Source organism: Streptomyces pratensis, from assembly GCF_037137275.1.
In the GTDB taxonomy this organism is placed as follows: Bacteria; Actinomycetota; Actinomycetes; order Streptomycetales; family Streptomycetaceae; genus Streptomyces; species Streptomyces pratensis_B.
This window is the reverse complement of record NZ_JBBBEN010000059.1, coordinates 1-18,976: the sequence shown is the minus strand read 5'-3', so window position 1 is coordinate 18,976 and position 18,976 is coordinate 1. Positions and strand designations below refer to the sequence as shown.

The 18,976-nt window shown below is 70.5% G+C and carries 20 protein-coding genes; 7 read left to right on the top strand and 13 right to left on the bottom strand.

From position 1 onward, the window contains the following. Positions 1-43 precede the first annotated feature (43 nt). Entirely contained in the window at positions 44-925 is an 882-nt protein-coding gene (locus V9U70_RS03845; protein ID WP_336673002.1) for a 4-hydroxy-tetrahydrodipicolinate synthase family protein, read from the top strand. Between the two features lie 23 nt (positions 926-948). On the opposite strand, the gene dapD is transcribed toward V9U70_RS03845, so the two are convergent. From dapD to V9U70_RS03830, 3 genes are all read right to left on the bottom strand, one after another. Further along, on the bottom strand, positions 949-1,947 hold the full coding sequence (gene dapD, locus V9U70_RS03840) for a 2,3,4,5-tetrahydropyridine-2,6-dicarboxylate N-succinyltransferase (RefSeq protein ID WP_336673001.1): 999 nt from the start codon (positions 1,945-1,947) through the stop codon (positions 949-951). 81 nt (positions 1,948-2,028) lie between these two features. After that, positions 2,029-2,583, bottom strand: coding sequence for a TetR/AcrR family transcriptional regulator (locus V9U70_RS03835; protein ID WP_336673000.1), 555 nt, complete (start codon positions 2,581-2,583; stop codon positions 2,029-2,031). Next, entirely contained in the window at positions 2,583-2,909 is a 327-nt protein-coding gene (locus V9U70_RS03830; RefSeq protein ID WP_336672999.1) for a DMT family transporter, read from the bottom strand. Before V9U70_RS03830 ends, V9U70_RS03835 begins: the two co-directional genes overlap by 1 nt. Before the next feature lie 286 nt (positions 2,910-3,195). On the opposite strand from V9U70_RS03830, the gene V9U70_RS03825 reads away from it, so the two are divergent. Continuing rightward, positions 3,196-4,185 carry a DUF7847 domain-containing protein gene (locus tag V9U70_RS03825; protein WP_336672998.1) on the top strand — a complete coding sequence of 330 codons (990 nt, stop codon included), beginning with the start codon at positions 3,196-3,198 and terminating at the stop codon, positions 4,183-4,185. Positions 4,186-4,335: 150 nt separating this feature from the next. On the opposite strand, the gene V9U70_RS03820 is transcribed toward V9U70_RS03825, so the two are convergent. The 8 genes from V9U70_RS03820 to V9U70_RS03785 form a co-directional block, all read right to left on the bottom strand. Continuing rightward, on the bottom strand, positions 4,336-4,674 hold the full coding sequence (locus V9U70_RS03820; RefSeq protein ID WP_003969897.1) for a metal-sulfur cluster assembly factor: 339 nt from the start codon (positions 4,672-4,674) through the stop codon (positions 4,336-4,338). Continuing rightward, positions 4,671-5,126, bottom strand: coding sequence for a Fe-S cluster assembly sulfur transfer protein SufU (sufU, locus tag V9U70_RS03815; protein WP_336672997.1), 456 nt, complete (start codon positions 5,124-5,126; stop codon positions 4,671-4,673). Before sufU ends, V9U70_RS03820 begins: the two co-directional genes overlap by 4 nt. 10 nt (positions 5,127-5,136) lie before the next feature. After that, the gene (locus tag V9U70_RS03810) at positions 5,137-6,405 is read right to left on the bottom strand and encodes a cysteine desulfurase (RefSeq protein ID WP_336672996.1); all 1,269 of its coding nucleotides are present in this window, start codon (positions 6,403-6,405) and stop codon (positions 5,137-5,139) included. Then, on the bottom strand, positions 6,402-7,166 hold the full coding sequence (gene sufC, locus V9U70_RS03805; RefSeq protein ID WP_336672995.1) for a Fe-S cluster assembly ATPase SufC: 765 nt from the start codon (positions 7,164-7,166) through the stop codon (positions 6,402-6,404). The genes V9U70_RS03810 and sufC overlap by 4 nt, the downstream gene beginning before the upstream one ends. Positions 7,167-7,173: 7 nt before the next feature. Continuing rightward, on the bottom strand, positions 7,174-7,491 hold the full coding sequence (locus V9U70_RS03800) for a bifunctional 3-phenylpropionate/cinnamic acid dioxygenase ferredoxin subunit (RefSeq protein ID WP_336672994.1): 318 nt from the start codon (positions 7,489-7,491) through the stop codon (positions 7,174-7,176). Continuing rightward, complete coding sequence (sufD, locus tag V9U70_RS03795) at positions 7,491-8,672, bottom strand: Fe-S cluster assembly protein SufD (RefSeq protein ID WP_336672993.1); 1,182 nt, start codon at positions 8,670-8,672, stop codon at positions 7,491-7,493. Before sufD ends, V9U70_RS03800 begins: the two co-directional genes overlap by 1 nt. A 99-nt stretch (positions 8,673-8,771) precedes the next feature. Next, positions 8,772-10,193, bottom strand: coding sequence for a Fe-S cluster assembly protein SufB (gene sufB / locus V9U70_RS03790; RefSeq protein ID WP_336672992.1), 1,422 nt, complete (start codon positions 10,191-10,193; stop codon positions 8,772-8,774). After that, the gene (locus tag V9U70_RS03785; protein ID WP_336672991.1) at positions 10,190-10,933 is read right to left on the bottom strand and encodes a helix-turn-helix transcriptional regulator; all 744 of its coding nucleotides are present in this window, start codon (positions 10,931-10,933) and stop codon (positions 10,190-10,192) included. Before V9U70_RS03785 ends, sufB begins: the two co-directional genes overlap by 4 nt. Positions 10,934-11,069: 136 nt before the next feature. On the opposite strand from V9U70_RS03785, the gene V9U70_RS03780 reads away from it, so the two are divergent. The 3 genes from V9U70_RS03780 (at position 11,070) to V9U70_RS03770 (ending at position 13,860) form a co-directional block, all read left to right on the top strand. Then, a complete protein-coding gene (locus tag V9U70_RS03780) occupies positions 11,070-11,996 on the top strand; it encodes an ABC transporter ATP-binding protein (RefSeq protein WP_336672990.1) in 927 nt (308 codons plus the stop codon). Further along, entirely contained in the window at positions 11,993-12,760 is a 768-nt protein-coding gene (locus tag V9U70_RS03775; protein WP_336672989.1) for an ABC transporter permease, read from the top strand. Before V9U70_RS03780 ends, V9U70_RS03775 begins: the two co-directional genes overlap by 4 nt. A gap of 113 nt (positions 12,761-12,873) precedes the next feature. Beyond that, positions 12,874-13,860 carry a COX15/CtaA family protein gene (locus tag V9U70_RS03770; RefSeq protein WP_336672988.1) on the top strand — a complete coding sequence of 329 codons (987 nt, stop codon included), beginning with the start codon at positions 12,874-12,876 and terminating at the stop codon, positions 13,858-13,860. Between the two features lie 138 nt (positions 13,861-13,998). On the opposite strand, the gene V9U70_RS03765 is transcribed toward V9U70_RS03770, so the two are convergent. After that, positions 13,999-14,376, bottom strand: a complete 378-nt coding sequence (locus V9U70_RS03765; RefSeq protein WP_336672987.1) for a hypothetical protein — start codon at positions 14,374-14,376, stop codon at positions 13,999-14,001. 94 nt (positions 14,377-14,470) lie between these two features. Then, on the bottom strand, positions 14,471-15,424 hold the full coding sequence (locus V9U70_RS03760; RefSeq protein WP_336672986.1) for a heme o synthase: 954 nt from the start codon (positions 15,422-15,424) through the stop codon (positions 14,471-14,473). A gap of 307 nt (positions 15,425-15,731) precedes the next feature. On the opposite strand from V9U70_RS03760, the gene tkt reads away from it, so the two are divergent. Both tkt and tal read left to right on the top strand, forming a co-directional pair. Then, positions 15,732-17,819 (top strand): transketolase, encoded by a 2,088-nt coding sequence (tkt, locus tag V9U70_RS03755; protein WP_336672985.1) that lies wholly within the window; start codon positions 15,732-15,734, stop codon positions 17,817-17,819. A 34-nt stretch (positions 17,820-17,853) separates the two neighbouring features. Next, on the top strand, positions 17,854-18,972 hold the full coding sequence (tal, locus tag V9U70_RS03750; RefSeq protein ID WP_336672899.1) for a transaldolase: 1,119 nt from the start codon (positions 17,854-17,856) through the stop codon (positions 18,970-18,972). Positions 18,973-18,976: the final 4 nt, after the last annotated feature.

The following is an 18,976-nucleotide window of genomic DNA, read 5'->3' as shown; positions in this document are numbered from 1 at the left end:
GATCTAAGTGGACCCCGGCGGTTCCGCGACCGAGACTGCGGACATGACCGCCACTGCCCCGCGCCCCTTCGGCCGCACCCTCTGCGCCATGATCACGCCCTTCACCGCCTCCGGCGCCCTGGACCCGGACGCCGCTCGGGGGCACGCGGCCCGGCTGGTGGCCGAGGGCTGTGACGGCATCGTCCTCAGCGGCACCACCGGCGAGTCCCCCACCACGACGGATGCCGAGAAGGCCGCCCTGCTGCGAGCCGTCCGCGCGGAGGTCGGCGGCGATGTGGCTCTGCTGTCGGGCGTCGGCAGTGCGGACACCGCGCACACCGTGCGTCTGGCGCGCGAGGCCGAGGAGGCGGGCGCCGACGGGCTGCTGGTGGTCAGCCCGTACTACAGCCGCCCGCCGCAGGACGCGGTCGAGGCGTACTTCCTGCGGGTCGCGGAGTCCACCGGTCTTCCGCTGATGCTGTACGACATCCCCGGCCGCACCGGCACCCGGATCGAGCCGGACACCCTGGTGCGGCTCGCGGGGCACCCGCGCGTGGTCGCGGTGAAGGACTGCGCCTACGACCTGCTCGGCTCGACGAAGGTGATGGCCCGTACCTCGCTCGCGTACTACTCGGGGTGCGAGGAGCTGAACCTGCCGCTGTACGCGCTCGGCGGCGCGGGCTATGTCAGTACGGTCGCCAATGTCGTCCCGGGCCGGATGCGGGCGCCACTGGACGCGTTCGACGCGGGCCGCACGGACGAGGCGGCCCGGCTCAACCGGCTCACCGTCCGTCTCACCGAGCTGGTGATGGCGGGCGGTGTTCCCGGAACCGTCGCGGTGAAGGCCCTCCTGGGCGCGGGGCCGGTCCGTGAACCGCTGCTGCCCGCCGGTCGCGAGGCGACCGACGGGCTGCGCAGGGCGTACGAGGAGCTCCTCGCGGCCTGACGCCGGCCAGGGCCGTGGCCGCGTCAGTTGTGGGCGTGCAGGACCTCGTTGAGCCCGCCCCACACCGCGTTGTTCGGACGGGCCTCGACGGCGCCGGTGACCGAGTTGCGACGGAAGAGGATGTTGGAGGCGCCGGAGAGCTCGCGGGCCTTGACGATCTGGCCGTCCGGCAGGGTGACGCGGGTGCCGGCGGTCACGTACAGGCCGGCCTCGACGACGCACTCGTCGCCGAGCGCGATCCCGACGCCCGCCTCCGCGCCGACCAGGCAGCGCTCACCGATGATGATGCGCTCCTTGCCGCCGCCGGAGAGGGTGCCCATCGTGGAGGCGCCGCCGCCGATGTCGGAGCCGTCGCCGATGACGACGCCCGCGGAGATGCGGCCCTCGACCATGGAGGTGCCGAGCGTGCCCGCATTGAAGTTGACGAAGCCCTCGTGCATGACCGTGGTCCCGGCGGCGAGGTGCGCGCCGAGCCGGACGCGGTCGGCGTCCGCGATGCGTACGCCCTGGGGGGCGACGTAGTCCGTCATCCGGGGGAACTTGTCGACCGAGGAGACCTGGAGGTGCAGGCCCTCGGCGCGGGCGTTGAGCCGCACCCGCTCCAGGTCGTCGACGGCGACCGGGCCGAGCGAGGTCCAGGCGACGTTGGACAGCAGCCCGAAGAGACCGTCGAGGTTCTGGCCGTGCGGCTGGACGAGCCGGTGCGAGAGCAGGTGCAGGCGCAGGTAGGCGTCGTGCGCGTCGAGCGGCTTGTCGTCGAGCGAGGAGATGACCGTGGAGACGGCGACGATCTCGACGCCGCGCCGGGCGTCCACGCCCACCGCCTTGGCGGCCCCTTCGCCGAGCCGGTTCACGGTCTCGTCCGGGCCGAGGCGCTGCGTGCCGGCGGGGCCGGGGGCCGAGGACAGCTCGGGCGCGGGGAACCAGGTGTCGAGGACGGTGCCGTCACCGGCGACGGTGGCGAGGCCGGCGGCGACGGCGCCGGTGGTGCGGACAGAGCCCTGGGAAGTCGTGTCGGTCATGAACAGCAACCTAACCGGCCGGGGCCCGCTCGGGCGAACCGGTCTCGGCTGCCGGTCGGGCCGGGCGGCCGGGCCCGCGGCTCAGGCCCGGCCGGCCACGACCCTGTCCAGCATCTCCCGGGTGTATCCGGCGTCGAAGTCGGCGCCGGTCAGCAGCACCTGGAGGCAGACGCCGTCCATCAGCGCGACCAGCGCCCGCGCGGTCGCGGGATCGACGCGCCGGGACAGCGCCTCCACGGCGCCCTCGGTCCACTCGGCGGCGACCGGGCGCAGCGCGGGACGGCGCAGGGCCGCCAGGTAGAGCTCGTACTCCAGCTCCATCGCGCCACGGTCGCCCGTGAACCACTGGCCCAGCACCCGGGTCAGCTCGTCGGCGAGACCCGCGCCCGGCCCGTCGCCGGCGACCGGTATCCCGCTGTCGCGCAGGGTCTGGGCGAAGTTCTCGTTGCACCGGCGCAGGGCGGCGACCAGCAGCTCGTCGAGCGAGCGGAAGTGGTACGTGGTCGACCCCAGCGGCACATCGGCCTCGGCGGCGACGGTGCGGTGACTGAGCTTGGCCATGCCGTCGGCCGCGACCACGCGCAGCGCCGCGTCGATGATCCGTGTCCGCCGGTCCGGATCGTACCGCCGGGCCATCAGTGCGCCCCGCCGAGATTGAGCACGACGACCCCGGCGACGACCAGGGCGACGCCCGCGATCTTGACCAGGCTGCCGGACTCCCCCAGGAACAGCATGCCGATGAGGGCGACGGCCGCCGTGCCGACACCGGCCCAGATCGCGTACGCGGTGCCCACGGAGAGGGTCTTGAGGGTCTGCGCGAGCAGGGTGAAGGCGATCAGGTACCCCACCGCCGTGCCGAGCGAGGGCCAGAGCCGGGTGAAGCCGTCGCTGTACTTCATCGCCGTCGTCCCGGCGACCTCCGCCGCGATGGCGGCGGCGAGCAGTCCGTATGCGTGTCCCATACGTACAACCGTACCCAACGATGCGTACGGCTGTACATATCATCCGATCACACGGGAGCGCTACGGTGGCCCGACCGAGGACCACGGCCCGACAGCACGGGCCCGACGAGATCACGGAGACGCAGTGGCGCAGGATGCAGGGTGGGGCGGCGGCCCGTACGGGGGCGCGCCTCACGGCGGGGGGCCCTTCCACGGAGGGGCGCACGGACCGGGCGGCTGGACGGGCGGGTGGGCGGCGCCGCCCAGACCCGGGGTGATACCCCTGGCGCCGTTGAGGGTCTCGGACATGCTCAGCGGCGCCTTCTCGACGCTCGGACGCTACTGGAAGCCGCTGGTCGGAATGGCTGTCACGCTGTTCGGCGCGGCGACACTCGTGATGGTCGCCGCCCTGGCCGTCGCACTCGGGGCCATCGCGCCGGGCCTGGACGACCTGGCGGAGTCCGACTATCCGGGCTCTCCCGACGCGGCCGAGCTGATCCCGCTGGGCGTGGCGTTCGGCGTGCTGATGGTCATCGGCGTGATCACGTACCTGCTGGCGTCGGCCGTCACGCAGGCGGCGGTCCCGGTGGTCCTCCAGGAGGCCGTCCTGGGCCGCCCGATCCGCTTCGGGGCCGTCTGGAGCCGCGCCTGGTCGCGGGTCCGGGCGATGATCGGCGCGGTGTTCCTGGTGGCACTGACCGCGATCGTCCCCGTCGTCCTCCTCATGGCAGCCGTCGTCGGCCTGATGGTCTACCTCGTCTCGCTGGGCGACGCGGACGGCGCGCTCCCCCTGATGTGGGGCAGCCTCCTCGGCCTGCTGGCCCTCGGGCCGGTGGCGGTCTGGCTCTGGGTGAAGTTCTCCCTGGCCCCGACGGTCGTGGTCTTCGAGGGCCAGGGCCCGGTCGCGGCCCTGCGCCGCTCCGCACAACTGGTGCGCGGCAGCTGGTGGCGGGTCTTCGGCATCACGCTGCTCGCCTACGGGCTGGCGTCCGTGGTCGGCTACATGATCCAGATGCCGTTCCAGTTGATCGGCATGCTCCCCGGCGTGTTCGACCCCAGCGGCCTGGAGTCCGAACCGAGCGCCGGGGAGGTCGTCGCGGTCCTCGGCGGCGTCATGGTGCTGTCGCTGATCAGCCAGATGATCGCCCAGCTCTTCTCGGCGCTCTTCCCGCCGCTCGTGGTCGGGCTGCTGTACGTGGACCGCAGGATGCGCACGGAGAACCTGGGCCCGGTCCTGGCCGAGGCGGCGCAGTCGCTGCCCGAGCAGTACGGCCCGCCGCCGGCCTCCCCCTCCTGAGGCGCGCCCGGCACGCGGGGCGCGCGGACACCGACCGGCCTCGTGCCGGAACAGCCGAACGGCCATGCCCGCCAGGGTGCCTGGCGGGCATGGCCGTTGGGGTGGCGTCGCGGACGTGCTGTCCCGCAGCCGGCCGCGCTCAGCGAAGCGTCAGACGTTGAACCCCAGCGCGCGCAACTGCTCGCGCCCGTCGTCGGTGATCTTGTCCGGGCCCCACGGCGGCATCCAGACCCAGTTGATGCGCAGTTCGTTGACGATGCCGTCCGTGGCGGACTTCGCCTGGTCCTCGATGACGTCGGTCAGCGGGCAGGCCGCTGACGTCAGGGTCATGTCCAGGGTGGCGATGTTGGCGTCGTCGACGTGGATGCCGTAGATCAGGCCCAGGTTGACGACGTCGATGCCCAGCTCGGGGTCGACGACGTCGTACAGCGCCTCGCGGACCTCCTCCTCGGAGGCCGGCTTCATGGTCGCGGTCTCGTTGTCGCTCATGCGGTCTTCCCTTCGGACAGCGCCTTGGCCGTCGCGTCCTTCCACGCCATCCAGCTCAGCAGCGCGCACTTGACCCGGGCGGGGTATTTGGAGACACCGGCGAACGCGACGGCGTCCTCCAGCAGCTCCTCCATCGCGTCGTCGGGCTCCAGCTGGCCCTTGGACTGCATCAGCTCCAGGAAAGCACCCTGGATGCGCTGCGCCTGGGACAGCTCCCTGCCCACGAGCAGCTCGTTCAGCACGGAGGCGCTGGCCTGGCTGATGGAGCAGCCCTGGCCGTCGTAGCTCACGTCGGCGATGGTCTCGCCGTCGTACTTCACCCTGAGCGTGATCTCGTCACCACACGTCGGATTGGTGTGGTGCACCTCGGCGTCGCCGTCCCGCAGACCGCGCCCGTGGGGGTGCTTGTAGTGGTCCAGGATCACGTCCTGGTACATGGAATCGAGCTTCACCAGTCCACCCTCAGCCGAAGAAGTTCCGGACGTGCTCCAGCCCGTCCACCAAGGCATCGACCTCGGCGGGCGTGGAGTACAGATAGAACGACGCTCGCGTCGTCGCAGGAATTCCGTACCGCAGGCAGACCGGCCGCGCGCAGTGGTGGCCGACCCGGACGGCGATGCCCAGCTCGTCGAGGACCTGGCCCACGTCGTGCGGGTGGATGTCGCCGAGTGTGAAGGAGATCGCCGCCCCGCGGTCCTCCGCCGTCGCCGGACCGATGATCCGCAGGCCGGGGACGTCCAGGAGGCGCTTCACCGCGTACTCGGTGATCGCCTTCTCGTGCCGGTGGATGTTCTCCATGCCGATCGCCGAGAGGTAGTCCACGGCCGCGCCGAGGCCGACGGCCTGCGCGATCGGGGGTGTACCGGCCTCGAACTTGTGCGGCGCGGGGGCGTAGGTCGAGGAGTGCATCGACACGGTCTCGATCATCTCGCCGCCACCGAGGAACGGGGGCAGGTCCTCCAGGAGCTCCTGTCGGCCCCACAGCACGCCGATGCCCGTCGGGCCGACCATCTTGTGACCGGTGAAGGCCACGAAGTCCGCCTGGAGCGCCTGCACGTCGAGCACCATGTGCGGGGCCGCCTGCGAGGCGTCGATGCACACCAGCGCGCCGACCTGCTGGGCGCGGCGGATGATCTGCTCGACCGGGTTGACGGTGCCCAGGATGTTGGAGACGAGCGTGAAGGAGACGACCTTCGTCTTCTCGGTGATGATCTCGTCGATGTCGGACAGGTCGAGCCGGCCGTCGTCGGTGATGCCGAACCACTTCAGCTTCGCGCCGGTGCGCTGCGCGAGCAGCTGCCACGGCACGATGTTGGAATGGTGCTCCATCTCCGTGGTGACGATCTCGGTGTCGCTGTCCACCCGGTAGGGCTCGTCCGCCCAGCCGAGCATGTTGGCCACGAGGTTGAGCGACTCGGAGGCGTTCTTGGTGAAGATCACCTCGTCGCGGCTGGGTGCGTTGATGAAGGCGGCGACCTTGTCGCGGGCGCCCTCGTACAGCGCGGTGGCCTCCTCGGCGATCGTGTAGACGCCGCGGTGCACGTTCGCGTTGTGCTGCTCGTAGTACTCGTTGAGCGCGTCGAGGACCTGACGCGGCTTCTGCGAGGTGGCCGCGGAGTCCAGGTAAACGATCTTCTTCCCGTCGTGGACCGTGCGGTCCAGGATGGGGAAGTCCTTGCGGATCGCCTCGGTGTCGAGGAGGCCGGTGAGCCCCTGTCGGGCGTCAGTCACGCGGAAGCGCCACCCTTCGTGTAGGCCTCGTAGCCCTCGTTCTCCAGCTGGTCGGCCAGTTCGGCACCGCCGGAGGCGGCGATGCGGCCCCCCGCGAAGACGTGCACGAAGTCGGGCTTGATGTACTTCAGGATGCGGGTGTAGTGCGTGATCAGCAGGGTGCCGACCTCGCCGGACTCGCGGACCCGGTTGACACCCTCGGAGACGGTCTTCAGAGCGTCGACGTCCAGACCCGAGTCCGTCTCGTCGAGGACGGCGATCTTCGGCTTGAGGAGCTCCAGCTGAAGGATCTCGTGGCGCTTCTTCTCACCGCCGGAGAAGCCCTCGTTGACGTTGCGCTCGGCGAAGGCCGGGTCCATCTGGAGCTCGGCCATCGTCTCCCTGACCTCCTTGACCCACGTGCGCAGCTTGGGGGCCTCGCCGCGGACGGCGGTGGCGGAGGTGCGCAGGAAGTTGGAGACCGAGACGCCGGGGATCTCGACCGGGTACTGCATGGCGAGGAACAGGCCGGCACGGGCCCGCTCGTCGACGGACATCTCCAGGACGTCCTCGCCGTCCAGGGTGACCGAACCACTGGTGATCGTGTACTTGGGGTGCCCCGCGAGCGAGTACGCGAGGGTGGACTTGCCGGACCCGTTGGGGCCCATGATGGCGTGGGTCTCGCCCTGCTTCACGGTCAGGTCGACGCCCTTGAGGATCTCCTTCGTGGCGTTGTCCGCCTCGACGGTGACGTGCAGGTCGCGGATTTCAAGCGTTGCCATGGGTGACTCAGGACTCCTGGGTGACGGAGACGAGCACATCGTCCCCTTGGATCTTTACGGGGTATACGGGGACGGGGCGCGTCGCGGGAAGGCCGGACGGCTTGCCGGTACGGAGGTCGAACGACGATCCGTGCAGCCAGCACTCGATCGCGCAGTCCTCCACCTCGCCCTCCGACAGGGACACGTTCGCGTGCGAGCAGATGTCGTTGATCGCGAACACCTCCCCCTCGGTGCGGACGACGGAGACGGGTATGCCGTCGAGCTCCACCCGCTTGGGGGTGTCGTCCTCCAGCTCACTCAGCGCACAGGCTTTGACGAAGGCCATCAGACGGACGCCTTCAGCTCGGTCTCGATCTTCTCGAGGAGACGCGCTTCGACGTCCGGCAGGCCGATCTGCTGGACCAGCTCGGCGAAGAACCCGCGCACGACCAGACGACGGGCCTCGTCGGCCGGGATGCCGCGGGACTGGAGGTAGAACAGCTGCTCGTCGTCGAAACGGCCCGTCGCGGAGGCGTGGCCCGCGCCGACGATCTCGCCGGTCTCGATCTCCAGGTTGGGCACGGAGTCGACCCGGGCGCCGTCGGTGAGGACGAGGTTGCGGTTCATCTCGTAGGTGTCGGTGCCCTCGGCCGCCGCCTGGATGAGGACGTCACCGATCCACACGGCGTGCGCGCCGTCGCCCTGGAGAGCGCCCTTGTACACCGCGTTGGACGTGCAGTGCGGGGTGTTGTGGTCGACCAGGAGGCGGTGCTCCTGGTGCTGGCCCTTGTCGGTGAAGTACAGGCCGAACAGCTCCGCCTCGCCGCCGGGGGCCGCGTAGGCGATCCGGGGGTGCAGGCGGACCAGGTCGCCGCCGAAGGTGACGACGACCGACTTGAAGGAGGCGTCCCGGCCGACCAGCGCGTTGTGCTGGCCGACGTGGACGGCCGTGTCGTCCCAGTCCTGCACGGAGACGACGGTCAGCTTCGCGCCGTCACCGAGGACGTAGTCGACGTTGGCGGCGAGCACCGCGTCACCGGTGTGGTCGATGACGACGACGGCCTCCGCGAAGGCGCCCAGCTCGATGACCTGGTGGCCGTAGGCGACGCCGCCCTCGCCGTGCACGGCGATCCGGATCGGCTCGGTGAGCACGGCTTCCTTGGCGACCGTGACGACCGAGGCCTGCGTGAAGGAGGAGTACGCCTGGGCGGCGACCCGGTCCACCGGGGCTCCCGCCTTGCCGAGCCGGGCGTCGTCGCGGCCGACGGTCTCGACCGTGACGCCCTCGGGCGCGTCGATGGCGACCTTCACACCGTCTCCGGTGGCGACGGCGGTGCCGTCGTGCAGCCCGCGCAGCCGCTCCAGCGGCGTGAAGCGCCACTCCTCCTCGCGGCCGTGCGGGACGGGGAAGTCCGCGACGTCGAAGGAAGGGGGTGCGCTCATTCGGGTGGCGACGGTCGACTCGGCGGCCACCGCGATAGAGCCGGCGGTGGTGGAGCCCGCCGGAGTGTTCTGAGCCTCAGCCATGGCTGTCGTAGTGCTCGCTTTCTCAGTCAAGAGGTCGGGGGATGCGGTGGGGCGGGGGCGGCCGTGCGCGGCCGCCCCCGGGAGTCCTCGGGCGAGGACCTAGCCGACCGAACCCTCCATCTGCAGCTCGATCAGCCGGTTGAGCTCCAGGGCGTACTCCATGGGCAGCTCCTTGGCGATCGGCTCGACGAAGCCTCGCACGATCATCGCCATGGCCTCGAACTCGGTGAGTCCGCGGCTCATCAGATAGAAGAGCTGGTCCTCCGAGACCTTGGAGACGGTCGCCTCGTGGCCCATCGACACGTCGTCCTCGCGGACGTCGACGTACGGGTAGGTGTCGGAACGCGAGATCGTGTCGACGAGCAGGGCGTCGCAGAGCACGTTGGACTTCGCGCCCGGCGCTCCCTCGCCGATCTCGATCAGACCGCGGTAGGAGGTGCGGCCGCCGCCTCGCGCCACCGACTTGGAGACGATGTTGGAGGAGGTGTTCGGGGCCATGTGGACCATCTTGGCGCCGGCGTCCTGGTGCTGGCCCTCGCCCGCGAAGGCGATGGACAGGGTCTCGCCCTTGGCGTGCTCGCCCATCAGGTAGACCGCCGGGTACTTCATGGTCACCTTGGAGCCGATGTTGCCGTCGACCCACTCCATGGTCGCGCCCTCGTAGGCCACGGCCCGCTTGGTGACCAGGTTGTAGACGTTGTTCGACCAGTTCTGGATGGTCGTGTAGCGGCAGCGGCCGCCCTTCTTCACGACGATCTCGACCACGGCGCTGTGCAGCGAGTCCGAGGAGTAGATCGGGGCGGTGCAGCCCTCGACGTAGTGGACGTAGGCGTCCTCGTCCACGATGATCAGCGTCCGCTCGAACTGGCCCATGTTCTCCGTGTTGATGCGGAAGTAGGCCTGGAGCGGGATGTCCACGTGGACGCCCTTGGGCACGTAGATGAACGAGCCGCCGGACCACACGGCCGAGTTCAGCGAGGCGAACTTGTTGTCACCGACGGGGATGACGGTGCCGAAGTACTCCTTGAAGAGCTCCGGGTGCTCCTTCAGCGCGGTGTCGGTGTCCATGAAGATGACACCCTGCGCCTCCAGCTCCTCGTTGATCTGGTGGTAGACGACCTCGGACTCGTACTGCGCGGCGACACCGGCGACGAGGCGCTGCTTCTCCGCCTCGGGGATGCCGAGCTTGTCGTACGTGTTCTTGATGTCCTCGGGCAGGTCCTCCCAGGACTCCGCCTGCTTCTCCGTGGACCGCACGAAGTACTTGATGTTGTCGAAGTCGATGCCCGACAGGTCCGAGCCCCAGCTGGGCATGGGCTTCTTGCCGAAGAGCTTGAGGCCCTTGAGCCGCAGCTTCAGCATCCACTCGGGCTCGTTCTTCTTCTCCGAGATGTCGCGGACGACAGCCTCGGACAGACCGCGCTTCGCCGCCGCGCCTGCCGCGTCGGAGTCGGCCCAGCCGAATTCGTAGGTACCCAGACCCTCGAGCTCAGGGTGGGCAGTCTCCGTGGGGAGCGTCATGCGGGGTTCCTCCCGGCCGTGCTTGCAGATGCTGAATGGGTGATCTTGGGGGGTGCTGCGTGGCCACTGCGCGGCACATAGGTCGTGCACACGCCGTCGCCGTGGGCGAGGGTGGCCAGACGCTGCACATGGGTCCCGAGGAGGCTGGAGAAGAACTCCGTCTCCGCCTCGCACAGCTGTGGGAACTGCTCGGCGACATGCGCCACCGGGCAGTGGTGCTGGCACAACTGCTCGCCCTGCTGCGGGCCCGGCGCGCTTCGCGCCGTAGCAGCGTACCCGTCGGCGGTCAGGGCTCCGGCCAGCGCCTCGGTGCGGCGCTCGGGCTCCGCGGCCTCCACCGCGGAGCGGTACGCCTCGCCCATCGCCGCCATCCGGGCGCGGGCGAAGGCGGCGACCGCCTCGTCCCCCCCGGACTCGGCGATGAAGCGCAGCGCGTCGGCCGCCAGCTTGTCGTAGGACTGGTCGAAGGCGTCCCGGCCGCAGTCCGTCAGGGCGAACACCTTGGCGGGCCTGCCACGGGTCCGTGTCCCGTAGACCCGCTTCTCACGGGCCTCCACTACGCCGTCGGAGACGAGGGCGTCCAGATGGCGGCGGACGGCGGCCTGGGTGAGGCCCACCCGTCCCGCGAGATCGGCGACCGTGGAGGGGCCGTGGTCCAGGATGGAGCGCGCGACCCGGTTGCGCGTCGAGCGCTCACCGGTCGCGAGGTCCTCCTGAGGAGCCCGTCCGTCGTATTTCACAACACCATTGTTGCGTAATTCGCCCCGCCCTGACAACCACGGTCCGGAACGATCTACGGTGCGGTTCATCACTTAGGGTTACCTAATCCGGCCCCGCGGCAGGCCCTCCGGCGGCCGCTGCCTAGAATGGCCCGCCATGGAGAACGAGCCCGTCGTACAGGTCAGGGGCCTGGTCAAGCGGTACGGCGCCAAGACCGCGGTGGACGGCCTCGACCTGGTGGTCCGGGCCGGCGCGGTGAGCGCCGTGCTCGGCCCCAACGGAGCCGGGAAGACCACTGCCGTCGAGACCTGCGAGGGCTACCGCCGCCCCGACGCGGGGACCGTACGGGTCCTGGGACTCGACCCGGTCGCCGACGCGGAGCGGCTGCGCCCGCGGATCGGGGTGATGCTCCAGTCCGGGGGGATCTACTCCGGCGCACGGGCCGACGAGATGCTGCGCCACATGGCGAGACTGCACGCCCACCCCCTCGACGTGGACGCACTGATCGAGCGCCTCGGCCTCGGCGGCTGCGGCCGCACCGCCTACCGGCGGCTCTCCGGGGGCCAGCAGCAGCGGCTCGCCCTCGCCATGGCGGTCGTGGGCCGCCCCGAGCTGGTCTTCCTGGACGAGCCGACCGCGGGGCTCGACCCGCAGGCCCGCCGCTCCACCTGGGACCTGGTGCGCGAGCTGCGCGCCGACGGCGTCTCCACCGTGCTCACCACCCACTTCATGGACGAGGCCGAAGCCCTCGCCGACGACGTCGCGATCATCGACGCGGGCCGGGTCATCGCCCGGGGCAGCCCGGAGCAGCTGTGCCGCGGGGGCGCGGAGAACACCCTGCGCTTCACCGGCCGGACGGGGCTCGACCTCGGCTCGCTCGTCAAGGCGTTGCCCGGCGGCTCCGAGGCCGCGGAGCCGCTCCCCGGCACGTACCGCATCACCGGCCGGATCGACCCCCAGCTGCTGGCGACCGTGACCTCCTGGTGCGCCCAGCACGGCGTGATGCCCGAGGGCATCTCCGTGGAGCGGCGCACGCTGGAGGACGTCTTCCTCGAACTCACCGGCAAGGAGCTGCGCGCATGAGCGCCGGTACGTACGCCCCACGCCCCGGCGCCGCCCCGCTCGGCCGGATGATCGCCGCGCAGACCGCGCTGGAGACCCGGATGCTGCTGCGCAACGGCGAGCAGCTGCTGCTGACGGTGATCATCCCGACGCTGCTGCTGGTGCTGTTCAGCACCGTCGACATCGTGGACACGGGCTCGGGCGCGTCGGTCGACTTCCTGGCTCCGGGCGTCCTGGCCCTGGCCGTGATGTCGACGGCCTTCACCGGCCAGGCGATCGCCACCGGCTTCGAGCGCCGCTACGGGGTCCTCAAGCGGCTCGCCGCCTCGCCGCTGCCCCGCTGGGCCCTGATGACCGCGAAGACCCTGTCGGTGCTGGTCACCGAGGCGCTCCAGATCGTCCTGCTGACGTCCATCGCCCTCGCGCTCGGCTGGTCGCCGCAGGGCGGCCCGCTGAGCGTGCTGCTGCTGCTCGTGCTCGGCACCGCCGCGTTCTCCGGGCTGGGGCTGCTGATGGCCGGGACGCTGAAGGCGGAGGCGACACTCGCCGCGGCCAACCTGGTCTTCCTGCTGCTGCTGGTCGGCGGCGGGGTGATCGTCCCGCTGGACAAGTTCCCGGACACCGCGCAGTCCTTGCTGGGGCTGCTGCCCGTCTCCGCGCTCTCGGAGGGCCTGCGCGACGTGCTCCAGCACGGCGCGTCGCTGCCGTGGGCGGACGCGGGAATCCTCGCCGGGTGGGCGGTGCTGGGGCTGGGGGCCGCCGCCCGGTTCTTCCGCTGGGAGTGACGCGGGGGGCTCCCGCCGACGGGACACGAGCCGGCTCGCGCCCCGGGACGTACACGGCAAGCGGGTGGAAACCCACCCCCCCTCGTGAAATCGTGCACAAGCCCCGTCCTACCATGGTCGGCGTGGAAACCCCCATCTCCCTCATCGCCAAGCGCTGGACGCCGTCCACCCGGGTGGTGAAGCGTGCCGCGCTCTCCGCCGTCATGATGAGCGTCCTCATCATCGTCACCGGCGGGGCCGTCCGGCTGACCGGTTCGGGCCTCGGCTGCGACACCTGGCCCAAGTGCACCGACGACAGCCTGTTCGCGACGCCCGAACAGGGGCTGCACGGCGCGATCGAGTTCGGCAACCGGCTGCTGACCTACGTCCTGTCGGCCGCCGTCGGCTGGACGATCGTCGCCGTCAGCAGCCTGAAGCCGCGCCGCCGCAAGCTGACCCGGCTGGCCTGGGCGCAGTTCTGGGTCGTGCTGGCGAACGCCGTCCTCGGCGGGATCACCGTCTGGGCGGGGCTGAACCCCTGGACCGTGGCCGGGCACTTCCTGCTCGCCAACGCGCTCCTCGCCCTCACGGTGCTCACCTGGGTGCGGATCGGCGAGGGCGACGGACCGCCCCGCCCCCGGGTTCCGCTGCCGGTGAGCCGGCTGGCCTGGGCGATCGTGGCGGCCTCGGTGGTGCTGATCGTGCTCGGCACGTCGGTGACCGGCTCCGGCAAGCACGCCGGGGACAGCAGCGACGTACCGCGGATGCCGTGGGACTGGTCCGCGGCCGCCCATGTGCACGCCATCGCCGCCTGGGTGGTCTGCGCCCTGGCCGTCGCGATGTGGTTCGCCCTGCGGGTGGTCGACGCACCCGCCGACACCCGGGCCCGCGCCCGCGATCTGCTGGTCGTGCTGCTGGCCCAGGGCGCGATCGGGTACGTGCAGTACTTCAGCGACGTCCCCGAGATCCTGGTCGGCGTCCACATGTTCGGCTCGGCCGTGATGTGGATCGCCGTGCTCCGCCTCGTCCTGAGCGTGCGTGAGCGCACCGACGACCTGAGCGCCCCGCTGCCGCGGCCGCCCGCCGAACGGCCGGAGGCGGCTTCGGCCACGGCCGTCTGACCGGGCCGACGGGGGCAGAACGAAACGAGGGGCGGCGGGCTTTTCCAGCCCGCCGCCCCTCGTTCTGCTCCCCGCTCGCGTGCGGCGCGGTGAGCGCCGCGCTCCCCCCGGGCCCACCGGCGGCCCGCGCCGGGCGGTTCAGCGGTCGTTGGAAGGGCCGCCGATCTGCATCCCGGCCATGCGGGACCACTCGTACGGGCCCGTGCGGACCTTGGCGGCGAACTCACCGTCGAAGGTCTCGTGCATCGTGATGCCGGCCTTGCGCGTCGCGTTCTCGGCGACGGCGTACGCCGGTGCCACGAGGTCGCCCCAGGCGCCGTCCCCGCCGACCAGGACGATACGGGTGCCCGCCTGGCCCAGGTAGGCGAGCTGCCCCTCCGCGCCGCCGTGCTCCTTGGCGAAGGAGCCGATCTCGCTGGCGAGCTTCGCCGCTTTGCGCTCCGCGCGCGCGGCCTTCCTGGCGTCCGTCCGCGGAGTCTGTTCCGTGTCGCTTGCGTCTGCTGCCGTCTCTGCCATGGACAGGATGCTACCGACGAGTAGACCAACTGGCGACGGGCGGGTCACGTGGCGTGGGCCACGCGAACCGCCCGCAGAGGGTCCGGCGAACGCGTCAGCGGAGGAAGGGGTCCACCGCGACGGCCAGGAAGAGGAGCGAGACGTAGGTGATGGACCAGTGGAAGAGCCGCATCTCCTTGAGTTTGCCGCCGGTCACCCCGGCCTTGGCCCGGTTCTGCAGCCCATGGGCCTCCCAGAGCCAGAAGCCGCCGGCCAGCAGTGCCACCGCGGTGTAGAACCAGCCGGTGTAGCCCAACGGGGTGAGCAGCAGCGAGACCGCGACCATCACCCAGCTGTAGAGGACGATCTGCTTGGCGACGACCCGGTTGGAGGCGATGACCGGAAGCATCGGGACGCCGACCCTGGCGTAGTCGTCCTTCACCTTCATCGACAGCGGCCAGTAGTGCGGCGGCGTCCAGAAGAAGATGACGGCGAAGAGGACGACGGCGGCCCAGGAGAGCGAGTTCGTCACGGAGGACCAGCCGATGAGGACCGGCAGGCAGCCCGCGATGCCGCCCCAGACGATGTTCTGCGAGGTGCGGCGCTTCAGCAGCATCGTGTAGACGACGACGTAGAAGAGGAGGGCGCCGAGCGCGAGGGCCGCGGAGAGCCAGTTGACCAGCAGACCGAACCAGAGGGTGGAGACCACCCCGAGGCCGATGCCGAAGACGAGGCATTCGCGAGGGCTGACCATGCCGGTGACCAGCGGGCGCTGCGAGGTCCGGTCCATCAGCGCGTCGATGTCCCGGTCGATGTACATGTTGAGCGCGTTGGCACCACCGGCGGAGAGATACCCCCCGACGGTGGTGGTGAGGACGAGCCACAGGTCGGGTACGCCCTGGGCAGCGAGGAACATCACCGGAACGGTGGTGATGAGCAACAGCTCGATGATGCGTGGCTTGGTAAGCGCCACGAACGCCTTGACACGGGCCCCGAACGGGCGATGGCCCCCCGGGCTCGGAGTCAAGGCGACCCCTGCGGGTCGGGACTCGACGGCCGTCACGCACACCCCTGACAGAGAAATCCCAGCAAGCTCCGGGCGTGGAGGCCCGGTGAAGACTTGCGCGAACCCGACCACTCTAAACGTTGCGGATACGCCGTCCTTCGCGGGGGTGGGGTCGTGTTGGGGGTGACTGTGCGGCGGCCGGGACGTGACGGCGCGGCGGCTGGAACGTTGCGTCGGGAGGCGAACTCCCGGGGGTGCCCGCACTCTGGAAAGTACTCGGGAAGCGCGGCGTACGGCGGGGGTAGGCTCGACCACGCCCGGTGCGGTAACGGTCACCGGCTACAACAGTGGAGAGGAGCCCTGACTCAGGGTGAGCATCAAGCCGATCACCACAGACTTGCAGTGGACCGATGTGGACCAGCGGGCCGTGGACACTGCTCGTGTTCTCGCCGCGGATGCCGTACAGAAGGTCGGGAACGGCCACCCGGGCACGGCGATGAGCCTGGCTCCTGCCGCGTACACCTTGTTCCAGAAGGTGATGCGGCATGACCCCGCGGACCCGGAGTGGATCGGTCGTGACCGGTTCGTGCTGTCCGCCGGCCACTCGAGCCTGACCCTGTACATCCAGCTCTACCTCGCCGGGTACGGCCTGGAGCTGGAGGATCTGAAGGCGTTCAGGACCTGGGGTTCCCGGACGCCGGGGCATCCGGAGTACGGTCACACCGCGGGGGTGGAGACGACGACGGGCCCGTTGGGGCAGGGCGTGGCGAACGCGGTGGGGATGGCGATGGCCGCCCGTTACGAGCGGGGGCTGTTCGATCCGCAGGCGCCGGCGGGCAGTTCTCCGTTCGATCACATGGTGTGGGCGGTGGCCGGGGACGGGTGTCTGCAGGAGGGCATCGCGGCCGAGGCGTCCTCGCTGGCCGGGCACCAGAAGCTGGGCAATCTGGTCCTGTTGTGGGACGACAACCACATCTCCATCGAGGGCGACACCCAGACCGCGGTCTCCGAGGACACCCTGAAGCGGTATGAGGCCTACGGCTGGCACGTGCAGCGGGTGGAGCAGTTGCCGAGCGGCGATCTGGACCCGGCGGGTCTGTACGCGGCGCTCCAGGCGGCCAGGGCCGAGACCGGGCGTCCTTCGTTCATCGCGGCCCGCTCGATCATCGCCTGGCCCGCGCCGAACGCCCAGAACACCGAGGCGGCCCACGGCTCGGCGCTCGGCGCCGAGGAGATCGCGGCGACCAAGCGGGTCCTCGGCTTCGACCCGGAGCAGACCTTCGAGGTCTGCGACGCGGTCATCGGCCACACCCGCCAGGCCCTCGACCGCGGCCGTGAGGCCCGGGCCGCGTGGGACAAGGAGTTCGCCGCGTGGCGCACCGCCAACCCCGAGCGTGCCGCTGACTTCGACCGGATTTCGGCGGGTGAGCTGCCCGCGGGCTGGGAGGAGAGGCTGCCGGTCTTCGAGGCGGGCAAGGCACTGGCCACGCGTGCGGCTTCCGGGAAGGTGCTGCAGGCGCTGGGCGAGATCGTGCCGGAGCTGTGGGGCGGCTCCGCCGACCTCGCGGGCTCGAACAACACCACGATCGACAAGGCGTCCTCGTTCCTGCCGGTGGGCAACCCGCTGCCGGAGGCCGACCCGTACGGCCGCACGGTCCATTTCGGTATCCGTGAGCACGCGATGGCCGCCGCGATGAACGGGATCGCGCTGCACGGCAACACCCGTGTCTACGGGGGCACGTTCCTGGTGTTCTCCGACTACATGCGCAACGCGGTGCGGCTGTCGGCGCTGATGCACCTGCCGGTGACCTATGTGTGGACGCACGACTCGATCGGCTTGGGTGAGGACGGGCCGACCCACCAGCCGGTGGAGCACCTGGCGTCCTTGCGGGCGATTCCGGGTCTGAACGTGGTGCGTCCGGCCGACGCCAACGAGACGTCCATCGCCTGGCGTGAGATCCTGCGCCGGCACACCAAGGTGTTCGGCGAGGGCGCGCCGCACGGTCTGGCGCTGACCCGCCAGGGCGTGCCGGTCTACGAGCCCAACGAGGACGCGGCCAAGGGCGGCTATGTCCTGTTCGAGGCCGAGGGCGGTGAGCCGCGGGTGCTGCTCATCGCGACCGGCTCCGAGGTCCACGTCGCCGTCCAGGCGCGCGAGCAGCTCCAGGCGGCCGGGGTGCCGGCCCGGGTGGTCTCGATGCCGTCGGTGGAGTGGTTCGAGGAGCAGGATCAGGGTTACAAGGACAGTGTGCTCCCGCCGTCAGTGAGGGCGCGGGTGGCCGTGGAGGCGGGCATCGGCCTGACCTGGCACCGGTATGTCGGGGACGCCGGGCGGATCGTGTCGCTGGAGCACTTCGGCGCCTCGGCCGACGCGAAGGTCCTCTTTCGCGAGTTCGGCTTCACCGCGGAGAACGTGGCCGCGGCAGCACGGGAATCCCTCGAAGCCGCAGCGCGCTGACGCCGGTAGATACCACTAGGAGGAGATGCAACTCATGACAGACGCACTCAAGCGCCTCTCCGACGAGGGCGTGGCGATCTGGCTCGACGACCTGTCGCGCAAGCGGATCACCTCGGGCAACCTGGCCGAGCTGATCGATCAGAGTCATGTCGTCGGTGTCACCACCAACCCGTCGATCTTCCAGAAGGCGATCTCCTCGGGCGACGGGTACGAGCAGCAGCTCACCGACCTCGCCGCCCGCGGGGTCACCGTCGAGGAAGCCCTGCGGATGATCACGACGGCGGACGTCCGTGACGCCGCCGACATCCTGCGCCCGGTCTTCGAGGCGACCGGCGGCCAGGACGGCCGGGTCTCCATCGAGGTGGACCCGCGCCTGGCCCACAACACCCGCTCCACCGTCGCCGAGGCCAGGCAGCTGGCCTGGCTGGTCGACCGGCCCAACACCCTCATCAAGATCCCGGCCACCGAGGCGGGTCTCCCCGCGATCACCGAGACGATCGGCCGGGGCATCAGCGTCAACGTGACGCTGATCTTCTCCCTCGAGCGCTACCGCGCGGTCATGGACGCCTACCTCGCGGGCCTGGAGAAGGCGAAGGCCGCGGGCCTGGACCTCTCCGCCATCCACTCGGTGGCCTCCTTCTTCGTGTCCCGCGTGGACACCGAGATCGACAAGCGCCTGGACGCCATCGGCTCCCAGGAGGCCAAGGCCGCCAAGGGCAAGGCCGCCCTGGCCAACGCCCGCCTGGCCTACGAGGCCTACGAAGAGGTCTTCGCGGGCGACCGCTGGGCCGCCCTGGACAAGGCACAGGCCAACAAGCAGCGCCCGCTGTGGGCCTCCACCGGCGTCAAGGACCCCTCCCTCAAGGACACCCTGTACGTCGAGGACCTGGTCGCCCCCAACACGGTCAACACCATGCCGGAAGCGACCCTGGAAGCGGTCGCCGACCACGGCGAGATCACCGGCGACACCGTCGCCGGCGGCTACGACCAGGCCCGCACCGACCTCGACACCCTCAAGAACCTCGGCGTCTCCTACGACGAAGTCGTCCAGCTACTGGAAGACGAAGGCGTCGACAAGTTCGAAGCGGCCTGGAACGACCTGCTCAAGTCGACCCAGGCAGAGCTCCAGCGCCTCACCCCCTCGGAGGACTGACCAC